Source organism: Bradyrhizobium sp. Ec3.3, from assembly GCF_000472925.1.
Lineage (GTDB): Bacteria > Pseudomonadota > Alphaproteobacteria > Rhizobiales > Xanthobacteraceae > Bradyrhizobium.
Window position 1 is genome coordinate 1 of the sequence record NZ_AXAS01000059.1, and the last position, 20,933, is coordinate 20,933.

21 protein-coding genes and 1 pseudogene are annotated in these 20,933 nt (G+C 60.2%); 12 read left to right on the forward strand and 10 right to left on the reverse strand.

What is annotated here, in order from left to right:
- Positions 1-67: 67 nt before the first annotated feature.
- Both clpX and YUU_RS0137055 read left to right on the forward strand, forming a co-directional pair.
- Positions 68-1,330, forward strand: coding sequence for an ATP-dependent Clp protease ATP-binding subunit ClpX (gene clpX / locus YUU_RS0137050; protein WP_027526850.1), 1,263 nt, complete (start codon positions 68-70; stop codon positions 1,328-1,330).
- Between the two features lie 48 nt (positions 1,331-1,378).
- Entirely contained in the window at positions 1,379-1,588 is a 210-nt protein-coding gene (locus YUU_RS0137055; RefSeq protein WP_027526851.1) for a hypothetical protein, read from the forward strand.
- 516 nt (positions 1,589-2,104) lie between these two features.
- Here YUU_RS0137055 and YUU_RS0137060 read toward each other — a convergent pair.
- The 3 genes and pseudogenes from YUU_RS0137060 to YUU_RS52975 form a co-directional block, all read right to left on the reverse strand.
- The gene (locus tag YUU_RS0137060; protein ID WP_027526852.1) at positions 2,105-3,613 is read right to left on the reverse strand and encodes a YncE family protein; all 1,509 of its coding nucleotides are present in this window, start codon (positions 3,611-3,613) and stop codon (positions 2,105-2,107) included.
- Between the two features lie 25 nt (positions 3,614-3,638).
- A pseudogene (locus YUU_RS52970) lies at positions 3,639-4,016 on the reverse strand (DUF305 domain-containing protein); the annotation flags it as partial.
- 480 nt (positions 4,017-4,496) lie between these two features.
- A complete protein-coding gene (locus YUU_RS52975; protein WP_051390090.1) occupies positions 4,497-5,444 on the reverse strand; it encodes a LysR family transcriptional regulator in 948 nt (315 codons plus the stop codon).
- Between the two features lie 250 nt (positions 5,445-5,694).
- On the opposite strand from YUU_RS52975, the gene YUU_RS0137075 reads away from it, so the two are divergent.
- Both YUU_RS0137075 and YUU_RS59250 read left to right on the forward strand, forming a co-directional pair.
- On the forward strand, positions 5,695-6,756 hold the full coding sequence (locus YUU_RS0137075) for an alpha/beta fold hydrolase (RefSeq protein ID WP_027526853.1): 1,062 nt from the start codon (positions 5,695-5,697) through the stop codon (positions 6,754-6,756).
- 140 nt (positions 6,757-6,896) lie between these two features.
- Positions 6,897-7,130 (forward strand): hypothetical protein, encoded by a 234-nt coding sequence (locus YUU_RS59250; RefSeq protein ID WP_156944718.1) that lies wholly within the window; start codon positions 6,897-6,899, stop codon positions 7,128-7,130.
- Between the two features lie 412 nt (positions 7,131-7,542).
- On the opposite strand, the gene YUU_RS0137085 is transcribed toward YUU_RS59250, so the two are convergent.
- The 3 genes from YUU_RS0137085 to YUU_RS0137095 form a co-directional block, all read right to left on the reverse strand.
- Complete coding sequence (locus YUU_RS0137085; protein ID WP_027526855.1) at positions 7,543-8,226, reverse strand: alpha/beta hydrolase; 684 nt, start codon at positions 8,224-8,226, stop codon at positions 7,543-7,545.
- 450 nt (positions 8,227-8,676) lie between these two features.
- Positions 8,677-8,859 carry a hypothetical protein gene (locus tag YUU_RS0137090; protein ID WP_027526856.1) on the reverse strand — a complete coding sequence of 61 codons (183 nt, stop codon included), beginning with the start codon at positions 8,857-8,859 and terminating at the stop codon, positions 8,677-8,679.
- 48 nt (positions 8,860-8,907) lie between these two features.
- Positions 8,908-10,281: an ABC transporter substrate-binding protein gene (locus tag YUU_RS0137095; RefSeq protein WP_027526857.1), complete on the reverse strand. Its 1,374-nt coding sequence runs from the start codon at positions 10,279-10,281 to the stop codon at positions 8,908-8,910.
- Positions 10,282-10,653: 372 nt separating this feature from the next.
- Between YUU_RS0137095 and YUU_RS55405 the strand changes: the two genes are divergently transcribed.
- Positions 10,654-12,831, forward strand: a complete 2,178-nt coding sequence (locus YUU_RS55405) for a PAS domain S-box protein (RefSeq protein ID WP_051390091.1) — start codon at positions 10,654-10,656, stop codon at positions 12,829-12,831.
- A gap of 209 nt (positions 12,832-13,040) precedes the next feature.
- Here the strand turns inward: YUU_RS55405 and YUU_RS0137105 are convergent, their stop codons facing one another.
- Entirely contained in the window at positions 13,041-13,952 is a 912-nt protein-coding gene (locus tag YUU_RS0137105; protein ID WP_027526858.1) for a LysR family transcriptional regulator, read from the reverse strand.
- A gap of 100 nt (positions 13,953-14,052) precedes the next feature.
- Between YUU_RS0137105 and YUU_RS0137110 the strand changes: the two genes are divergently transcribed.
- The 7 genes from YUU_RS0137110 (at position 14,053) to YUU_RS0137135 (ending at position 19,327) form a co-directional block, all read left to right on the forward strand.
- Positions 14,053-14,889 carry an SDR family oxidoreductase gene (locus tag YUU_RS0137110; protein WP_027526859.1) on the forward strand — a complete coding sequence of 279 codons (837 nt, stop codon included), beginning with the start codon at positions 14,053-14,055 and terminating at the stop codon, positions 14,887-14,889.
- Positions 14,890-14,939: 50 nt separating this feature from the next.
- A complete protein-coding gene (locus YUU_RS52985; protein ID WP_245288214.1) occupies positions 14,940-15,227 on the forward strand; it encodes a hypothetical protein in 288 nt (95 codons plus the stop codon).
- 262 nt (positions 15,228-15,489) lie between these two features.
- On the forward strand, positions 15,490-15,660 hold the full coding sequence (locus YUU_RS60525; RefSeq protein WP_198031896.1) for a hypothetical protein: 171 nt from the start codon (positions 15,490-15,492) through the stop codon (positions 15,658-15,660).
- A complete protein-coding gene (locus YUU_RS0137120; protein WP_027526860.1) occupies positions 15,657-15,866 on the forward strand; it encodes a hypothetical protein in 210 nt (69 codons plus the stop codon). Before YUU_RS60525 ends, YUU_RS0137120 begins: the two co-directional genes overlap by 4 nt.
- A gap of 335 nt (positions 15,867-16,201) precedes the next feature.
- Positions 16,202-17,431 (forward strand): 5-aminolevulinate synthase, encoded by a 1,230-nt coding sequence (gene hemA, locus YUU_RS0137125; protein WP_027526861.1) that lies wholly within the window; start codon positions 16,202-16,204, stop codon positions 17,429-17,431.
- 661 nt (positions 17,432-18,092) lie between these two features.
- Positions 18,093-18,317: a hypothetical protein gene (locus tag YUU_RS52990; RefSeq protein ID WP_035664415.1), complete on the forward strand. Its 225-nt coding sequence runs from the start codon at positions 18,093-18,095 to the stop codon at positions 18,315-18,317.
- A 146-nt stretch (positions 18,318-18,463) separates the two neighbouring features.
- Complete coding sequence (locus YUU_RS0137135) at positions 18,464-19,327, forward strand: hypothetical protein (RefSeq protein WP_051390093.1); 864 nt, start codon at positions 18,464-18,466, stop codon at positions 19,325-19,327.
- On the opposite strand, the gene YUU_RS60530 is transcribed toward YUU_RS0137135, so the two are convergent.
- The 3 genes from YUU_RS60530 to YUU_RS0137150 form a co-directional block, all read right to left on the reverse strand.
- On the reverse strand, positions 19,324-19,491 hold the full coding sequence (locus YUU_RS60530) for a hypothetical protein (protein WP_198031897.1): 168 nt from the start codon (positions 19,489-19,491) through the stop codon (positions 19,324-19,326). The genes YUU_RS0137135 and YUU_RS60530 overlap by 4 nt on opposite strands.
- 426 nt (positions 19,492-19,917) lie before the next feature.
- Entirely contained in the window at positions 19,918-20,271 is a 354-nt protein-coding gene (locus YUU_RS0137145) for a hypothetical protein (protein WP_027526863.1), read from the reverse strand.
- Between the two features lie 41 nt (positions 20,272-20,312).
- Complete coding sequence (locus tag YUU_RS0137150; RefSeq protein WP_371260547.1) at positions 20,313-20,837, reverse strand: DUF302 domain-containing protein; 525 nt, start codon at positions 20,835-20,837, stop codon at positions 20,313-20,315.
- Positions 20,838-20,933: the final 96 nt, after the last annotated feature.

Sequence of the window (20,933 nt, forward strand, 5' to 3'; positions counted from 1 at the left end):
GACCAGGGCGATGAGCTCTTTGTTGTCCCCTTCACTTTCGTGCTCGGCAAGCCGCACTGAGGTCGCCATGACAGTTCAGTCACTCTCCAATAGCACGCTATATTGCTCGTTCTGCGGCAAGAGCCAGCACGAAGTCCGCAAACTGATCGCGGGTCCCACGGTCTTCATCTGCGACGAGTGCGTCGAGCTCTGCATGGACATCATCCGTGAGGAGAACAAGTCCTCGCTGGTGAAGTCGCGCGACGGTATTCCGACGCCGAAGGAAATCTGCAAGGTGCTGGACGATTACGTGATCGGCCAGAGCCATGCGAAGAAGGTCCTGTCGGTCGCGGTGCACAATCACTACAAGCGCCTCAACCACCAGACCAAGCACAACGACGTNGAGCTCGCGAAGTCGAACATCCTGCTGATCGGNCCGACCGGNTCGGGCAAGACGCTGCTCGCGCAGACGCTCGCCCGCATNCTGGACGTGCCCTTCACNATGGCCGANGCGACGACGCTGACCGAAGCCGGCTACGTCGGTGAGGACGTCGAGAACATCATCCTGAAGCTGCTCCAGGCCGCCGACTACAATGTCGAGCGCGCGCAGCGCGGCATCGTCTACATCGACGAGATCGACAAGATCAGCCGCAAGTCCGACAANCCCTCGATCACCCGCGACGTGTCGGGCGAGGGCGTGCAGCAGGCNCTGCTGAAGATCATGGAAGGCACGGTGGCTTCGGTCCCGCCGCAGGGCGGCCGCAAGCATCCGCAGCAGGAGTTNCTGCAGGTGGACACCACCAACATCCTGTTCATCTGCGGCGGCGCCTTCTCGGGCCTCGAGAAGATCATCTCGGCGCGCGGCCGGTCGACCTCGATCGGCTTCGGTGCCTCGGTGATGGCACCGGAAGACCGCCGCACTGGCGAGATCTTCCGCCACGTCGAGCCCGAGGATCTCTTGAAGTACGGCCTCATCCCCGAATTCGTCGGCCGTCTGCCGGTCGTTGCGACGCTCGAGGACCTCGACGAGACCTCGCTGAAGAAGATCCTGACCGATCCGAAGAATGCACTGGTCAAGCAGTACCAGCGCCTGTTCGAGATGGAGAACATCGAGCTGACCTTCGCCGACGAGGCGCTTGGCGCGGTCGCCCGCAAGGCGATCGAGCGCAAGACCGGCGCGCGCGGACTGCGCTCGATCCTCGAGGCGATCCTGCTCGAGACCATGTTCGATCTGCCGGGCCTGGAAGGTGTGGAAGAGGTGGTGATCTCCCGCGAGGTCGTGGAAGGCACGGCGCGTCCGCTCTACATCTACGCCGATCGCGCGGTGGAAAGCAACGTCGTGGCGTGCTGACACGGCTGAATCAGACGAATGCCTTTGAACATCCGATGGAGTTTTCTAGTGATCAAGATCATCGCCGTGCTCTGCAGTCTTTCGTCTCCGGTAAGTTGCCACGAGCAGACCGTCACCACTTCGGACTTCGCTGAGGTCTCAATGCAGTCCTGCCTGATGGGCGCGCCGCAGCTCGCTGCGTGGATGAATGAGCATCCGATCGAACGTCTTGCGGCCTGGCGCTGCGTGATCGGTCAGAAGGAGGGCAGGGGAGCTTAGGGAACATCCTGCAGCGCAGCTAAATGCCGCGATGGGCCGGGGCTGCCATGTCGGTCCCAACGATCTGCCATAAGTGCGTCGAACTTCGATTGAACGTGCAGGAGCTGGCGGCTCATCGGAATGCAGCACGAACCTCATCGATGGCCAGCCTTGGATTCTGCAGGTGGGGAAAATGCCCCATGCACGGAAGAAGGGTTATATCTCCGCGTGCAGCCGTTCGGCGAACTCTACTCCCATCTCCCTATTGATTTAGAGATCCTTCTCGCCCCAAATAACCTTCACGGGCGTCTTGAGCCGGGCAAGTTTCGATTCGAATGATCCTGGTCTCGCGTAAAGTGCGAGTAATGGTGGGAGAACGCATCTGCCGATGTCTTCGCTCCCTGGGTCCATCCTCGGAACATGTCGTCCATGAACCCACGCGCAACTTTAAAATGCTCTTCCTCGGGCAAACCTCTGCAGGATTTCGTCGCGATTGCTGTTCAGGTTGTCGCGGACCTGATCCAGGCACGACCGCGGTCATTCCGCCTGCACCTGGACCGGCGCGCCCGGGCCGTCGACCATACCGGGCGCAATCACCAGATAGCGGCGCTGGACCTTGTCATCACCGCGCACGAGCTGCCGGATCGGTCCGATCGCAGTGACGACCGCCGCGCCCGCCGGATTGGTCATGAAGCCCTGCAGAGGCTGCAGTGCGCCGCCGCCCGACGCCTCGCTCGCCAGCGCCAGCACGTAGGGCTTGCCAGGTTCGAGCCCGGTGACCGAAGCCTCGAGCACTTGCACCAGGCCTTGGTCGGAGAGCGAGACGCTGGTGGGCGCCTGGTCAGCTTTCTGCCCGAGCGGCGCGAGCCGCAGTTGCGTCGACATCCCGGCTACGCCGAGTGGCTGCAGGTTCTCCGTTCCCGCGCGATCAGGGGCCGCAGGCATCATCGTCATCGCGGCGTTGCCGTTCACGGCCATCACCGAGCTGGCATCGGGCACGTAGACCACCGCCTGCGCTGCCTGTCCGATCGGGCTCGTCGCGATCACCTTGTTCGTCAGCGTATCGATCGCGGCGATGCGGTCCTCGTTCTCGAGGCCGACATACACCCGCGTGCCGTCACCGGACGGCCAGATGCCATGGGGCAGCTGACCGACCGGAATGGTAGCCACCTTCGAGAAGTCGTTGGTGCGATAAACCTGGACCTCGTTGAGGCCGCCGATCGTGACATAGGCGAACATGCCGTTGGCGTTGCGCACGATGTTGACGTGGTTTGTGATCGGCCCAGTGTCGATCGTCTTCAAGAGCGCGAATGGCGGCTGGGCATCGAACACCTGGACCTTGCCGGTGTCTTTCAACGTGAACCAAACCTGGGCACCATCCGGCGTGGCAGCAATGTTCGGACAGAACGGACTCGCCTGCGGGACCTTGCCGACGATCTTGTGGTCGGCGACCGTGATAACTGCGGTCTCAGGCGTGAATGACGAGCAGACGTAGCCGTACTTCCCGTCCGGCGAAAAGATCGTCATGCCCGGTCCGTTTGCCACAACGATCCGCGCCTTTTCCTGGTAGGTCGTGCCGTCGAGTACGGCGACATAGTTCTCGCCCCGCACCACCACCCAGACTTCATTGCCGTCCGGCGTGAAGAACGCCTCGTGCGGCGAGCGCCCGACGTAGGTGACGTGCTTGACGGTGTTGGTTGCGGTATCGACGAAATTCACGGCGTTCGAGCCGATTGCGACCACAGCAAGGGTGCGATGATCGGGCGAAAAACCCAGGCCGTGCACCAGCAACTGGCCGCGATAGAGCGGACTGAAGCTCGCCGGCAGCGGCTCGCCGAGCCGGATAACGCCGAGCAGCTTGTTGTCGACGGGATCAGTGACCGAGACCGTGTTCGAAAACTGCTCGGCGGCGTAGACGCGATCGCGGTGGCTGATCGGGATGTCGGGATTGGAGGCAGCGCCCGGGACTTGTCCGGCACCGCCATATTGCGTACCCACGAGAACAGTCGATACCAGGAGGCCCCCCAGATAAGCGGCGCGTTTCATGTCACGGCTCCACGGTTCGATCGGTGGGTTGGGGCTGATCGACAGCGAGGCGCATCACCGCGATTTCCTGTTGCTGGGTCACGATGATCTCCTGGGCCAACCGCCTAATCTGCGGATTGCGCCCGTGGCGAAGCACGGCAAGCGCCATGTCGATCGCACCCTGATGATGAGGCACCATCATCGCCACGAAATCGGCATCAACGTCGCCGGTCGGCTTCACCGCCATATCGCCCATCATTCTTTTCATAGCGGTGACGTTCTCGGCCAGGAAAGGAGCTTCTGCACCGACATCGGAATTGGGCCTCGCGCAAATCTCCGGATGTGACGCCGGAAGCGATTGCGCGGATGCAAAGAAGATGGTTCCAACAGCGCACACGACCGCCAGCGTGGTCACCGTAAGCATGGCCGAACCGCGAGTGAGCGAATTCATCCCGACCTCCCGATCATGTTCATTTCCAGATCGTCACGGCGCGCAAGCCTGGCTCGGTGGCCATTCGGCGAAAACGTCCTGTAGTAACGTTGCCGTCATACAAAGTTAGGGTCGAACCGCCGGCGCTGCGACCGAGCAGTGAGTGCAACCGGGCGCATCGGATCAGCTTTAGACGTCATGCGCGACACGACCGGGATCGCGGCAGCACCTGGCCAGACGCAAGAAAGTCGGTGAGGAAGCTTCAATGCACCCCTCCTTGCAACATCAAAGCTAGTCCAATTCCCGGGCCGCAGTAAGGGGTCACGATTTCGTTTCATGGCACTTTCGGACGGCTCGAGGCATCAGTTGGCGCCGGAATGAGTAGTTGTTGCCCTTTGCTCATGCGCGTGAACCACGTCGTCGGTCCGAAGAGTATTCGGTAGGTCGCCTCTCCCGATAAGTAACCGATGAAATCTATCTCTCGAAGGTTGGGGGACGGAAGCTTCGCACGCCGCCCTTCCTTTTTTGACGATTCGAAGCAGCATCGTTCGCAATCACGTCGAGAAATGCCTGTTCCGCGCGGCTGACGTATCGCTCCTTGTGTCGAAGGACGACGAAGCGGCGATGCAGAAGAGGAAATTTGACGGGAACGAGGTTGCCTGCCTTGATCGAATTCGCAACCACCAACCTGGATATGACGGCGACCCCGGCGCCAGCCTCGACCGCGGCACGAACGGCTTCATTCGATGGGAGCACCAGCGCGACGTCGAGATCTCTGCTCGTTAAGCCAAGGCGGGGCAGCGCAGCCTCGAAGACCGATCGCGTACCTGAGCCCGGCTCGCGCAACACCCAGGGTCCGCGCTTCAATTCCTGCGCCGATCGCGGCGTTTTTGCTGCCCAGGGATGGGTTAGCGGCGCAACGAGAATGAGTTCGTCCTCCGCAACAGGAGCCATGACGAGGGTTGGATCATCAATTGCCGCTTCGACCAAGCCGAGATCGGCGCTGCCTTCGTGAATCATGGCTGCGACATTTTCCGAGTTGCCAATCGTCGTGCTGACGGTGACGCCCGGATACCGCAACCGGTAGCTCTGGATCGCCACGGGCAGCCAATAGTTCGCCACGGTTTGACTCGCGGCTAGCGCCAATGAGCCTCGCGTCAGGTCGGCCAGGTCGGTTAACACCTTCGCCGCGGCGGACGCACGGGCAAGCACCGCCTTTGCTTCCTTCAGGAATAGCCGCCCCGCCTCGGTCAGCACAATCCTACGACCGATCCGATCGAACAGCTTGGTCGCGTATCGCTCTTCGAGCGCGGCGACTGCGGCGCTCGTCGCCGATTGGGTCAGATTAAGCTGTTGCGCGCCTCGGGTGACGTGCTCGCATTCAGCCACGGCAACAAAAATGCGAAGCTGCTCAAGGGTCATGACTGCAATCCTGTTCCATCCCCCAAAACCAACGCTCATTCCGAACGAGCGCGATAGAGAAAAATCTGTCTCTTTCAGCGGTGGCATTTTCGGTGGCCTCGCCGCGCCGGAAGCTTAATCGATTTTATCGATTGAAACATCAAAAATTACTCGTTTGATCGATCACTGGTCGTGCGCCATCTTCGCTCGCATCGAAGCCGGACGAAGGAAACCTCGTCCAGGTCGAACCAACAACCAACGAGATTGACCAATGGATACAACCGGGAAGCCCGAAGAAATCAACCAGCCCCGCCGGCGCTTTTTCGGCACTGCAGCTCTGACGATCGCTGCCGCTCAGTTGGCCTTGAACAGCTTTGCCGAGGCGCAACCAAGCAAAGCGGAGCAGGAAGGTGCCCGCGCGATCAAGCCGGGGACCAACACGTCGTTTGGCCCTTTGAAGCAGATCGACGCTGGCCTTCTGAATGTCGGATACGCAGAAGCTGGTCCCGCCGACGGTCCACCGGTCGTTCTCCTGCATGGCTGGCCCTACGACATTCACAGCTTCGTAGATGTCGCGCCATTGTTGGCGCAGGTCGGCAACCGCGTGATCATCCCTTATCTGCGCGGCTATGGCACGACGCGCTTTCTTTCCAGCGAAACATTCCGGAACGGCCAGCAAGCGGCGGTCGCGACGGACATCATCGCTCTCTTGGACGCGCTCAAGATCGAGAAGGCGACCCTCGCCGGATTTGATTGGGGAGCGCGGACTGCCAACATCATCGCCGCGCTCTGGCCGGAGCGCTGCAAGGCCATGGTCTCCGTTAGTGGTTATCTGATCGGCAGCCCAAACATGGTGCCGTTGCCGCCAAAGGCTGAGCTCGCATGGTGGTACCAATATTACTTTGCCACGGAAAATGGCCGGGCCGGCTACGACAAATACCGGCACGAATTTGCGAAGCTCATCTGGCGGCTCGCTTCGCCGAAATGGGACTTCGACGATGCCATATTCGATCGCAGCGCAGCGTCCCTGGATAATCGGGATCAAGTCGCCATCGCCGTCCACAATTATCGCTGGCGAATCGGCCTCGCCAAGGGCGAGCCCCAATACGACGATCTGGACAAGCGACTTGCGGAATCTCCCGTCATCACGGTGCCTACCATCACGATGGAAGGCGACGCCAATGGTGCGCCACATCCAGAGCCGAGTTCCTACGCCAGGAAGTTCTCGGGCAAGTACCAACACCTGACTATCAGGGGCGGCATCGGACACAATCTGCCGCAGGAAGCGCCACAGGCCTTCGCCAAGGCTATCCTCGAGGTTGCCGAGATGTGATCGGCGTAAGAGAGGACCTGCGGAGGCACATCCATCCCGCAGGGCATCGGCCTGAGCGCGATGAGCGGGGCCTGATCATTCAATGGTGCAGCGAAGTCAGCTAATCGTTCGCCACATGACCCAACAAATGGAGAATCGAAATGACCGTTGAAAAATCACGACACCCTGTTCTCGTCTTCGCAACAATGGCGCTCGGCAATGCGCTTGCCTCTTCCCCTGCTCTTGCAGCTCACCCAATGCACGCCGCGGCCAAGTCCCTGGTGCGCCCGTACGCGCAGGGTTACGGAATGAACAGCATGTCCGCGCCGCGCGCCGTTAGGCCGCAGCCTCAAAATCATGTCGATGATCCATGGGCAGACCTATGGTTGGGATGATGATGGTCGGCGGCGGCGAAATTCTCAACAAGTTCGATGGAATAAGACGCGTCGTGATACGTCTCACGCTCAATGCAACACCCACGAAGTTTGGAATGTATCGGCCATCATTTCAGGGCGTCCTGACGACGCTCTCCTGCAAGCTTCTGAGACCGGGTCTTGCCACGGCGATCTTCGGCGCGGCTGACGATGGGCTGCGGTGCAGTCTGGTGGATCAAGCCGCTCCGGAATCATTGAGGTCCATTGCGAACGGGATTCGCAGGCAGGCTCGTCCGATCTAACGCTGCGATCGTTCCGCCCCACATTCATCATCAGTACCAGCGTCAACTTCGGCGAGACCAAAAAGCCGACGCCTGCAAGATGCATCTAAACCGCAGAGAAGGTCTGCCTACGACCCCAATTTTCCCTAGTCTCAAAGAGACGACGCCGCTTTGGCGATGAATTCCGCAACGACATCGGGCTGAGAAAGCATCGGCACGTGCGAGCTTTCCAGCACGAGAGTCTCGGCACCCATTCGCTTCGCGGAATCGCGCTCGACTCCGGGAGGAATGGTCTCGTCTCGCGCTGCGACGATGTACCAGTTTGGCTTGGAGCGCCATGCTGCCTCGGTGATCTTGTCGCCGAAGCACTTCACTGCCAGCGGGCCTTGGGTCGCGTACACGATATCGGCCTCGTCCGACGGGATGTCCTGTACAAAGTGCTTGCGAACCCCCTCGAGAGTCAATGCGACATAGCCCTCGCCGTAAGGCTTGATTTCGGCTGCGCCCGGCGCGGGCGCATAGTCCTTCCACCAATCAGCGAACGACTGACCGCTATCCGGCGCGCCAGCCGCGACATAGACAAGACCCTTCACCTGAGCATGGTTGCCGGCTTCCGTAATGACGGCGCCGCCCCAGGAGTGACCGACCAGGAGAATCGGACCTTCCTGCATCCCGATGACTCGGTGAGCAGCGGTGACATCGTCAGCCAAGGAACTGAGGGGATTTTGAACGGCGATTGCCTTCAGCCCGCGCTTCGCGAGCAACGGAATGACCTTTGCCCAGCAGGAACCGTCGGCAAAAGCGCCATGCACAAGAACGATGTTTTTGATTGCCATGATACTACTCCTCCGCGTTGACCGTCATTTCCAAAGCATGCCGACCAATGTGGCGGTCGTGTACAGGTACTATCGAACAGGAACGGGCATTCGGGCAGTTAAAAAAGTAAAACGTCGCAGACCTGGTTCAGGCCGCCTAGTCCGGGCGGCAGGCGCGGCCATGTCCGTAACGGGTAGAACAAGTTATTCGTCCAAGACCGCTCTAGCGCTCAAGCTCGCAAGCGATTTCAACTTAGATAACGAACTGCAGAATGTAATTCTAGACGTGTTTCGATCCTTCGCGTTTTTACACAGCCAGGGTCATTCGCGACTGAGCGGGCAGTGCTCGCTACCAATCGATGTCCGCTTCGGCCCCGATAGCGCTCGCATTTGTGCAGACGCAGCAAATGACGCGAGGGGGCCAGAAACGGATCTCATGCGCTGCAAAAGATTCGAGACAAAAGCTCGTTGTCAGTCCTGCAACCCGGCGAGCAGTGCCTTAGCTTCCTTTAAATCGAGGGTATCGAAGCCCTCCGTGAACCAGCCGTAGATCGGAGCAAGAAGTTCACGGGCCTTGTCCCGCTTCCCTTGATCGCGCCACAGCGGCGCCAAGCTCGTCGCCGCGCGCAGTTCGAGGGACTTTGCCTGCTGCACTCGCGCAGCCGCCCGTGACGCGCGTACCCTCTCGGACAGCTCCCCCTATCAGCGGATCGCCGCGTTGGCCTTTTCGGCGGCCGCGGTCATAGCGTCCTTTGCCGATCTCGTTCCAGAGACCACTTCATTGACGCCGATCATAAAGGCGTCCTGGATAGGTCTCGATTGCGGATGGAAAAGGATTGCCTTCGCGCGTTCGACATCGGCATTTTGCAAGTTGGTCAGCGCCGCCGCCGCGGCCTGCTGGCCGAATGTCTTCTTGAAGGGCTCGCTCGACCAAGCCGAGACGCGTGTTGTAGCAAGCCCCGCCGCGGCGGTCTGCAGCGAGATTGGCCTGCTTGTCGCCCACAGCAGGAACAAGAAAGCTGTCCGCTTACTTGGCGATTTAGAACTAATACAGGCCTGCCAGTGCGACATAAAGGGAACCGGTTGGCGGCCGGCGACGTGCGGGAAGGCTGCAAACTCAGCCTGCTTCGCGACGCGGCTCTTCGCCGGGTCGGAAATATCGCTGGCAAGAACGCTGCTATCGATCGCCATTGCCGTTTTGGCCTGAACGAAGTCGTTCAGCACTTGCTGCCATTCATAGCTGCCGACGCCGACGGGCCCGGCTTTTCCAAGGGTCTCCCCGAACATTGCGATAGCCGCAATCGCTTCGGGACTATCGAAAGCGGCTTTGTTATCCTTGACCATGTGCCCGCCGTAGGAGAATACGTAGCTCATGGCTGCGGGCGATGAATTACCGCCGGCCTGGGCCCGCATGGCAATCCCGGACATTTCATTGGTCTTGACAGCCTTAGCCGTCGCAAGCAGTTCCTCGAAAGTCTGAGGAACCGGTAGGTTCTTGGCTGCAAGCGCATCGCCGTTGATGAACAAGGTCACTGCCTCGGACGTAATCGGGAAGGCATAGCGTTCTCCATCCGACCACACGGGAAAGGCTCGGGCGGTCTTCAGGAGATCGTTCTCATCGTACCAGGCGAGATCGGTCAGCGACCTGTCGGAATAGTGGGCGTTCAGCGGCTCGAGCCAACCTGCGGAGATGCCTTGACCATAGGTCAGGAACATGAAGACGTCGGGCGTGTCGCTGCCGCGGGCGAGCTTGATCGGCAAGGCGCCCAGATACGTAGTTTCCGGCCGGAAGTCGGTGAGGACATTGATACCCGTTAGCTTCGTGAAATCGGGCAACAGCGGAGTAATGGCGTTCGACCAAGGATGGACCGCGCCCGCGAGCGTGATCGTGTGCCCCGCAAATTGTTTCCAATCGATCGCAGCGTTGCCATAGCTTGCGGCGGCATCCTCCGCGAAGCTCCTTTGCGACAGCATTGCCAGGGCCGGCAAGACTACCCCCGCCGCGCCCAATCCCTTGACGAAGCTACGGCGGCTGGCCGGCAACCGACCGCTCAGTGATTTTTCACCTGGCGCCATGTTGGTGCTCCTGACCAAAGGCAGTCATTCACGATACACGCGGGCTGATCGAGAAGATGAACCGCAAGCCGAAGCGCAGAGAACCAAGAGCGGATCGTACCCGTTGCATTTCAAGAAGGCCCGTCCGTCCAACACTATCGATTTTTAAATCGCTTCATTTGGATGTCAAGAAAGGGTGCCTATCCAGTTTAGGAAAGTCGCCGGTCGGCTGTGTAGCAGTCTTTCCGCTACTAGTGATCTCCCGCAATTTGAAGCCAGGACGATGTCGGGTTCGGGTTCACCTATGCAGACCAGCCTGCTACTATAACAGCATTCCTGTCGTGTCGCTGCCAGCAAAACGCCAGTCACGCGACCATCGAAGACCAAGACTAAATGTCTGTCCTTGCACCGGACCCGTCTTTGCGTAGCTTTGCTCGCCCGCTGGCGATCGCGGTGTTTTTGGTTCTATTAGCCGCGACCGGGTATTTCGGCATCCGAAATTGGCGCGAGCGGCAAGCGACGTTTCAGGTGCTCGCGCATAGCGGGCTAGTGCTCGATACGCTTGATCGGCTGCGGACGACAACCGCCGACCTAGAGACCGAAAGGCGCGGTTATCTGCAAACCCTCGACCCGGCATATCTCAAGGCCTACGGCGTCTCAGACGCCCGCGTGCGACGAGATGTTCAGGCACTCCAAGCCCTAGTGACGAACGATCCCTTGCAGAGCCTGCGCGCAGAACATCTGGCGCTGACTGTCTCAGCGATGCTGCGCGAGACTGACGACATGGTCAAGACGGCACGCACGTCGGGATTGGCGGCCCTGGCGATGATCCGCAACATGGACGAGATTCGCTCGCAAATTGACCAGATCGTGGATAACGAACGCTTTCTGCTGGTGGATCAGGAGGCGCGCGCCGGTTCGCTCGAACAACGCAAGACGTGGCTGATCGCAGCGGCCATCGTCATTGCCACTGCCCTGGCAGCGGCGGCATTGGTGTTCGCACGGCTCGAAGCAAGGCAGCGACGAAGAACAACCGACGAGAACGTCCGGCTTCACAAGGATCTCGAAGAGCGAAATAGGAAGATTCGACGTCTGTTCGACTCTGACATTATCGGGATCACGATTTTCGATCTCGAAGGCCGCATTCGTGATGCCAACGACGCGTTTCTCCGAATGGTGCGATACGACCGAGAGGATCTCGCCTCGGGTCGCCTGCACCGAACCAATCTGACGCCGCCTGAATGGCGCGACCGTGACGAACGTAACCTCGCGCAGCTGAAACTGACGGGGAGTGTCCCACAATTCGAGAAGGAGTATTTTCGGAAAGACGGCAGCCGCTTGCCCGTACTGATCGGCGCGGCGAGCTTCGAGGATGCTGAGAATCAAGGTGTCGCTTTCGTGCTCGATTTGACTGAGCGCAAACGTGCGGAGGAGGCGCTCCGTAAAAGCGAGCGAAGTTTGCGCTCAGCAATTGACGGGATACCGGGTTTCGTTGCGATCTTGGCCCCGAACGGTGACGTCGAAGCCGTGAACCGCCAAATCGTCGAGTATTGTGGCCGGTCGCTGGAAGGATTGAAGAACTGGAGCACAACCGGGACGATTCATCCTGATGACCGTTCACATCTCGAGGAAGTTTTCACAAAATCAATCGCCACCGGTGTTCCCTATGAGACAGAAGCACGCTTGAGGCGCCTCGACGGCGAATATCGATGGTTTGACCACCGAGGCGTTCCGGTTTGGGATGAATCTGGGCGCATCACTCGTTGGTATGTTCTCCTGACGGACATCGAGGACCGCACGCAGGCGTTGGCGCGATTGCAGCAGATGCAATTGGATCTCGCCCACATAAACCGCGTGAGCATGATGGGAGAATTGGCAGCCTCGCTCTCTCACGAGATCGCGCAACCGATCGCCAGCGCGCGCAACAACGCCCGTGCGGCCCAGAATTTTCTGAAGATGCAGCCGCCGGACCTGAGCGAGGTCAGGGAAGCACTCTCCTGTATCGTTGGCGACGCTGATCGCGCCGGAGAAATCATCAATGGCATCCGAGCGCAAATCAAGAAAGCGCCACCGCGAAAGGAGCGTTTTGACCTCAATGCGGCAATCAATGAGGTGCTCAAATTAGCGCAGAGCGTAACCAACAGGAATGGTGTTTCGGTCCAGACCCGGCTTGCGGATGGATTGCTTCCGATTGAAGGGGATCGCGTTCAACTACAACAAGTCTTGCTGAACCTCATCCTGAATGCGGCTGAAGCAATGAGCTCGGTTGAAGAGGGAGCAAGAGAGCTGTTGATCAGCACCGTGCAGGAGCAAGCGGGCGCCGTAGTGGCCATGCGCGATTCCGGACCAGGCATTGATCCGGCGCATCTCGATCGGGTCTTCCACGCCTTCTACACCACGAAGTCCAGTGGAACAGGCATGGGGTTGTCGATTTGCCGCTCCATCATCCATGCTCATGGGGGCGAGCTGTGGGCGGAGGCGAACAAGCCTCGCGGCGCCGTATTTCGCTTCAGGTTGCCCGGCGCCGAAGCAGAGCCCATGAATCCTCCTCGGGCGATTCAACGGACCTGAGAGCCTCGCGAACGCATCGCGGGTTCCTCTTCCGGGCACCTAAAGCAGACGATCCCTGGTCCATCGAGGTCGGCTAGGGGGCAATCGCGGCCGAAGCAATCCAGCACCTAATTCGGTCACGTCCGCTGTGCCGCCGAAAGCGAAGTAAGCTGGCATTCGCCAAGCTCGCATCAATCTGCATTTGGCTACCCGCTAATGAGTTCCGCGCCCTAGACAGGCGGCTGGAGCTCCGCGAAGACTTTCTTCAGTCTCGGCGCCGCAAAGTCGAGGAAAGCACGGACCTTGATCGGCAGAAACCGGTTTGCTGCGTACACGAGATTAACCGGCAGCGGTGCCGGCTGGAATTCGTCGAGCAAGCTCGTGAGGGCTCCGCGTTCAAGCGCGGTCTGGAAGTGATAGGTGAAGGCGGAGGTAATTCCGATGCCGGCGCACGCGGCGTCGCAGGCTGCCTCGGCGCTGCCGACCACGAGCCGCGCATGCACGGGCACGGCGACCGCCACTTTGTCCTTGAAGAATGTCCAGACATCAGGGGACATAAAGCCTGCATAAGTGATGTAGTCATGCCCGGCGAGATCGTCCGGCGTGCGCGGCGTTCCGTGGGCTACGAGATAGGCGGGACTGGCGCAAACCATGCGACGCATCGTACCTAGGCGTACCGCCATCAAGCTGCTGTCGGGAAGAGCGCCGATGCGGAGCCCGATGTCGATCTGCTCCTGAAACAGACTCTGCACGCGATCTGCGAGGAGAAGACTGGCCTTGATATCCGGGTAGGCCTTGAAGAAATCCGCCAGGATCGGGATGAGGTAAGCGCGGCCAAGTCCGACCGGGGCTGTCAAGATCAGCTCTCCGGTCGGAGCAGAATATTCACCGGAGGCGGTGCGCTCGGCCTCGGTCACATCAGCCAGAATCCGCTTGCACGCGGCAAAATAGGAGCTGCCTGAATCGGTCAGGACCAGCTTGCGGCTCGACCGGTTGAACAGCTTCGTCCGCAGATGGGACTCGAGTTCGGAGACCTTGCGGCTGACCGTTGCCAGTGGGGTTTTCAATTGCCGCGCCGCAGCCGACAGGCTGCCGGTTTCGACCACGGCCAGGAAGGTCGACATCGCGTCCAGACGGTCCATCGGCTCCTCTTCCATATTTTGGAAGGATAGCTCTCAATTTTGCCAGATGGCGTCGGATTTCGGAAGGCCTTAGGTGTGGACGGCATAACGGAGAACGTCCATGAGCACCACCGACAAAGGCACCGCCCTCATCACCGGCGCATCGGCAGGTATCGGCGCTATCTACGCCGACCGTCTGGCCAAACGTGGTTACGACCTGATCCTGGTCGCCCGCGACAAGACCCGTCTCACCGGCCTCGCGCAGCGCTTGAGAAGCTCGACCGGCCGCTCCGTCGACACCCTCGCAGCCGACCTCAACGACAAGACGGATCTTGCCAAGGTCGAGGCGATCCTGCGCGCGAACGCGGACATCACGCTCCTGGTCAACAATGCAGGCGTCGGAGCCACGGCGCCACTGCTTAACGCCGACGTCGAGAAGATGGATGATATGATCCACCTCAATGTCGGTGCGCTAACCCGATTGACCTATGCGGCGGCCCCGGGCTTCGTCACGCGCGGCAGGGGCACGATCATCAACATCTCGTCCATCGTAGCGATCTCACCTGAAACGCTTAATGGCGTTTATGGTGGAAGCAAAGCGTTTGTGCTGGCTTTCTCTCTCTCGCTGCACCACGAGCTCGCTGAAAAAGGCGTGCGCGTCCAGGCTGTCCTGCCCGGCGCAACCGCGACCGACTTCTGGGACGTCGCCGGCGTGCCGCTCCACCACCTCCCTGCCGCGATCGTGATGTCCGCCGGTGACATGGTCGACGCCGCATTGACCGGTCTTGACCAGGGCGAGGTCGTCACCATTCCGTCTCTCGCCGACAAGGTCGACTGGGACAGCTACGAGACCGCGCGCCGCACCATGTCCGGCAAGCTCTCAAGCGCGGTCCCGGCTCCCCGATACAGGGTCGGAGCGTTCGCCGCGTCGAAGGCTGCCGTAGCGTCGGCGAAGTGACTCAATCACTACCGTAAACCCATGGAAGTAGAACCAAAGGAGATGCAATCATGAAACGTTCAGTGTTGTTTGCCGCCATTTCCCTCGTCATAGCGAACGGAATCGATGTGGCTGCCGCTGCCGGGCTTCCGACCTATGAAACGACGGGCTTTCCGATCACCGCGCACCAGGCCTCCGTGACGGGCGCGGCACATGTTCAGGAGGCCCCCTCTGTGCCGACGCTGACGTTCGGTGGTATGCCCGCATCTCCCCACCAGATCGAGGTCTTGACGCCACGGAAAAAGGTCATCGGGAGCAAGCCGCAAAGCCGACAACAGACGGCCGAGGCTGCGCGCTAGAGCTGACCCGCTCGGCCGGGATTGGAAAGGAAAACCATGAACGGGCTACTGCTAGGTTCTCGATGCGCACGGCAGTTTGGAACGCTGGCGTAGCTCGGTTGAGGAATCTCGGCCGACCTAGACGAAGGGGCCTTTTCTTCAACCTTCAGACTGTGTCACGCGCTTTTTATCTGTTCGTTACCACCTGCGGGGGTTCAACGCCGGCGCTAAGGACACCAAGTCAATAGTAGGAATGACGACTGTAATTCAATAGGAGCTTACTATGGGTGAGGTTGTTCGATTTGTTTCAAAATCCGAGCGCGAGCGTATCCGCCTCATTCGAGAAGCTCGTGCGATATATGAAAGCGTCTTCCCGTCGGCTGCTCCCATCAACGAGCAGGGCGACCAAGGGCCGGCGGTTCACTCGGTTCGTGGCGGGGATCTGCTGTCGTGATCAAGATCATTGCCGTGCTCTGCAGTCTGTCGTCTCCGACAAATTGCTACGAGCAGACCGTCACCACCTCGAACTTCGCTAACGTCTCAGTGCAGTCGTGCCTGATGGGCGCACCGCAGCTTGCCGACTGGATGAAGGAGCATCCGGCCGAGCGCCTTGCCGGATGGCGGTGTGTGATCGGCAAACAGGGCGACCGGGGAGCGTAGGGTCAAAGCGGATCACGTCTCATAACGGATGTGATCGGATGCCCCGGCCTGCGCATTCGCTACGATTTGCTGAAATTTACATTGCTTCACTCGCCCCGATGTCCTTTGTCGGATACCAATTTGGCTCGCGGAGGCAGACAGCTTCGCAAGTGCTTGGCCTCGGCGCCCCGTCCCTTCGCCGTGGCTCCCCGCGGCCGGTCCTTCCCCTCCCGAGGACCGGCCGCCCTCTTCGCAGGGCCTGGATAAGTGACGGCGCCGGATCGGAGGGGCAAGGCGGCTCGTTGGATCGGAGAAGACCCAACCGCCGAGCACAAACCGGACGGAGATTTTGCTCCATGACCTATGATCATTTCTTTTCCGCCGCGCTTGCTCGCTTGCACGCCGAACGGCGCTACCGCGTGTTTGCGGATCTCGAGCGCATCGCCGGGCGCTTCCCGCATGCGACATGGCATTCGCCGGACGGCCCGCGGCCGGTCGTGATCTGGTGCTCGAACGACTACCTTGGCATGGGCCAGCATCCGAAGGTGATCGGCGCCATGGTCGAAACCGCGACCCGCATGGGTGCTGGCGCGGGCGGCACCCGAAACATTTCCGGTACCAACCATCCGCTGGTCGAGCTTGAGCGGGAGCTCGCTGACCTGCACAGCAAAGAAGCGGCGCTGGTCTTCACCTCGGGGTACGTGTCCAACGAGACCGGCATTGCGACCATTGCCAAGCTGCTCCCGAACTGTGTGATCCTGTCGGATGCCTGGAACCACAATTCGATGATCGAGGGCGTACGGCGTGCCGGCGTAGAAAAGAAGATCTGGCGCCACAACGACGTTGGCCATCTCGAAGAATTGCTGGCGGCGGAGGCACCTGAGCGGCCGAAGCTGATCGTGTTCGAGGCGCTCTACTCGATGGACGGCGACGTCGCGCCGGTGAGCCGCATCTGCGATCTCGCGGAGCGGTACGGCGCCGTGACCTATATCGATGAGGTCCATTCGGCTGGCATGTACGGTCAGCGTGGTTCCGGCATCGCCGCGCGGGAAGGGGCCTTGCACCGCATCGACGTGGTCGAGGGCACGCTGGCGAAGGCCTTCGGCGGCCTTGGCGGTTACATCGCGGCGAGCGCCGACATCATCGATGCGGTGCGCTCCTATGCGCCGGGCTTCATCTTCACCACCGCACTGCCGCCGGCGGTCTGCGCCGCTGCTACCGCGGCGATCCGGCACCTCAAGACTTCGCAATGGGAGCGCGACCGCCATCAGGACCGTGCCGCGCGGGTCAAGGCTGTGCTCAACGCAGCAGGTCTGCCGGTAATGCCCACTGAGACACACATTGTGCCTGTCATGGTGGGCGATCCGGAGAAGTGCAAGGAGGCGAGCGATCTCCTGCTCGCCGAGCACGGCATCTATGCCCAACCGATCAACTATCCGACCGTTCAGCGTGGCACCGAACGGCTGCGCATCACGCCGACGCCCTATCATGATGACGCACTGATCGATGCGCTCGCTGAAGCGCTGGTCGATGTATGGGAACGCCTTGGCTTGCCGCTCCGACACCGCGCGCTCGCGGCGGAGTGACTCCCCCTCCGGAAATTTCGCGAAGTGTCTGGGTTCAGCGCCTCAATTTCGCTGCGCGGTCCAGTAGCCCGAACATCGCGCGCTTCCTGAATAGCCACTCCATGTCCCGCGGCCAGAATTGCCCGAGAGCCTGCCTGCGCCGGAGGCGAATTTGTCCTGAACTGTCACTGACGCCCGGACTATGCCGGAACGCGCCACGTAGCCTCTGAACCTGACTAGATTCGGATGTGTCACTATTCCATCCGTGATGTTGACCGTGAAATCATAGGTCGCGTCGCAAGCGCCTCTTTGCGTCACGAAAATGAGGTCCCAGGATCCGTCGTATGCAGAGCGGGCTTGAGCGACGGAGACAAAGGCGACAAGGCAGCCCACGGCTGCCACGCAAGTGGAAAGCTTTTTCATTGTTTGCTCCAGGTTGTCATCACACACATGGTGCGCCGCATTGTATCGCGGCAGGTCCGAGTCGGATCAAAAGCGCTTGTTTGAAGACCGGCCAAGTCTCGGGTAGGCAGACCTAAACTTAGGTGTGCTCTTCCTAGCCAATGTACTGTACGCGATCGACCTCTGTGCAATGGCTTGCTTCTCCTCTCGTGCCTACGCTCTGGATGCTAATCGCCCGATCCATCGAGCGGCAAATCGAGGAATCACAGCGATGAGAATCATGGATGCAACTGCATTGTCAGGTTTGGCTCGCAGGACGGCTGAGTCAGCCTCCGACTTCGCCAGCGTCGTTCGCAACCTGATTCTGGACGTGCGCGACAGTTACCGGCCCGAGTTGCACTACATGCGCGGCCCTGGTCCGAAATGGCGCGCCAAGCATCAGCCCTGGCTGAAATTCGATTCTCCAGCGGTACCGCCAGGCGGGCAGCACCGCGTGTCGCTGTAGGTACGCCGCTGCGACGGCTCAGCCCCACTCGATAGTCAAGCAGAGGTCACGGAATCATGCTCATCTCGCGGGCCGGATCCTCGGAGCGCCCCCACATCTCCGATCCGACCTCGGCTCGCGCTCGTTGGGTGGAAATCCGAGGTTGGATGCTGCTCATTGGCGCGGCTCTTTGCATCGCATTGGTGGCTATGCTGAGCGGTTCGGCGCATGCCGGCGAAGACCGCAAATTGCCAATGAAGTTTAGCTGGGTCGCTTGCCAGCCGAATTGCCGGGGCTGGATCAGCGCTGTCGGCATCGTGACCGCCGCCAGTCCAAGAGATTTCGATGAATTCGCGCGCGGCCGACAGCTCGGCGGCGTGACCATCGTGCTGGATTCGAGCGGCGGTTCGGTCAACGACTCGATTGCGCTTGGACGGCGCTGGCGCAATCTCGGGGCGCTGACCACCGTCGGCGTCAGCGTTCAGACCAACACGGCGCAAAGCGATCCTGTCAACGTGACGCCCGTGGCCTATTGCGAGTCGATGTGCGTCTTCCTGCTTCTGTCGGGCAAGACGCGTTACGTGCCCGAGACCGCCCATGTTCGTGTGCATCAGATATGGATGGGCGACCGCGCCAATGACGCCAGGGCCGCGACCTACAGCGCAGATGATCTAACAATCGTGGAACGCGATATCGGGCGTCTCGCCAAATACACCTTTGACATGGGCGGTGCGGGCGATCTGTTGTCGCTTTCGTTGAACGTGCCGCCCTGGGAGGATCTGCATGAGCTGTCACGGGACGAGTTGCGACTGACCAATCTCGTCAACACCGATATGGTTGATCAGCCGGGCAGCCCCAACGCAGCGGCGGGCGAGCTCAAGCTCAAACCAGTGCAAGAGCGCTTCGTAGGCGGTGCCGTTGCGACTGAAACATATTCGGAGGCGGCGAAATCGATCAACTCGGCTGAAGCTGCGGGGCGGATGGGCAGCGTGAGGGCGGCAGCTGTGGTGCCTGGAGCCCGCACACGTTAGTGAATCTTGATCACTTCCAGAGGAAGTCGCAACTCTGCGGCCCGCTCGTCGCGATCCTTTTTTCGGAACTCGTTCTCGCGCCGCTCGAAATCAACTAGCTCCTTGCGAGCCGCTTCAAGAAGGCGGTCACGTGGCGTGATTCCTGATTGATCGCGTTCCGTCATGGCTTGCCCCGTCTGCTTATGCCTAACCTAAGTCACAAGGTCGGGCCCGCAAAGGCTTCAGTGACGTAAGATTACGGATTTATGACGGCGATCAGCGGAAATGCTTGCCCTGTGCAGGGCCTTCGTTCGCGGTCCGTTCGATGGGATCATCCCCTTGAGAGGTCGAAGAAGTTTTGCCGGGATAGTGACTGCGGGCCTGGCGAGTTCGGATGTGTTCGGCGCGGTGCGCGATTAAAAGGGACGCCAGCGCGGCGGTGTCGGAGACTCCGGGGGCCGCGTCATCTCCTGCTACCGCAATCAGCCAGCCTCCCGGCACATCAAACCGCACTTCGACGACGGGTATCGCGAATTTCAGTCTCCGAAGGGGATTTCAGAAGTTTTTCGACGCAATCGGTGCAAGCCGAACATCGCCCGGACGCTAACCCGTTAGGAAGGATCGTGGGATCCGCAGAAAACGCCCTTGCTGGTGCCCTGCGTTGTTTGGGCTCCTGCGCTCAGAACCGCTCGAAGCCGAACGACGAGTTCGCAAGCTCGCTTGCCGTCCACGGCGATACTGCTGAGGATCTCTCGCACTTCTTCCAGGTCCGGCGGTTGAACACGCAACCATCGTGACCCAGCCTGTGCACCCATGACTATCGCCGCGATCGCGTCGATGATCTCGTGGAGCTCTGCATCAAAGGGACGCGCGGTATCCGGCGGCGTCTGCATGAGTGTTTCGTCTTCGCTTACCCTTTCCTCGAATGGCATGTCGCGTTGGACTATTGGTTGCGTGATAGTCATCGGCGTGCTCCGAAGTTTAGTCCTTGAACTGCCATTGGTTGTCAGGTTGCGGTCGTTGCCTTGCTTGCGATCGCCTGCAATGCGGCAGCCATGGCGTTGACGGTCGTATCATTTGCACCGTCCACGCCATGGTGGTGCGCAAGAAACGCTGGATCGTTGTAAGACAACCACGTGGTGCCCGATGCGTCCTGCCAGACCAGGGTCTTCAGAGGCAGATCTATGCCGATCATCTGATTTGACTGCATCAGCGGCGTGCCGGTCTTTGCGTTGCCGAAGATCAAGAGTTCCGTGGGGCGCAGCGGGAGCCCCGCGGCGGTCGCGCCCGCGGCGTGATCAATATGGGCAAAGACGGTCATTCCCCTGGCGCGGACCTCGGCCTCGAACCGATTCATCGTTTCCTCGGGTCCGTTTCGACTTTCGATAGTAATCAATCCATTTGCGGTCATGGCGTTGCGGCCCAGAGAATGTTCGATGACTGACCCTATCCCCAGGGGCCGCATTTCGCCTTGAGCCAGTTCTGAAAAGTCCTGAAAAGCACTGCGCGGGAACCGCAGATTGTCCCGCAAAGCCGTCCGAAATGGCCTTAAAATGCCCGAAAGGAGCACGGATGCGGGGCCAGGACCGACAGCCCGTTTACAGGTCGGGCGCTTGGGAAATCGATC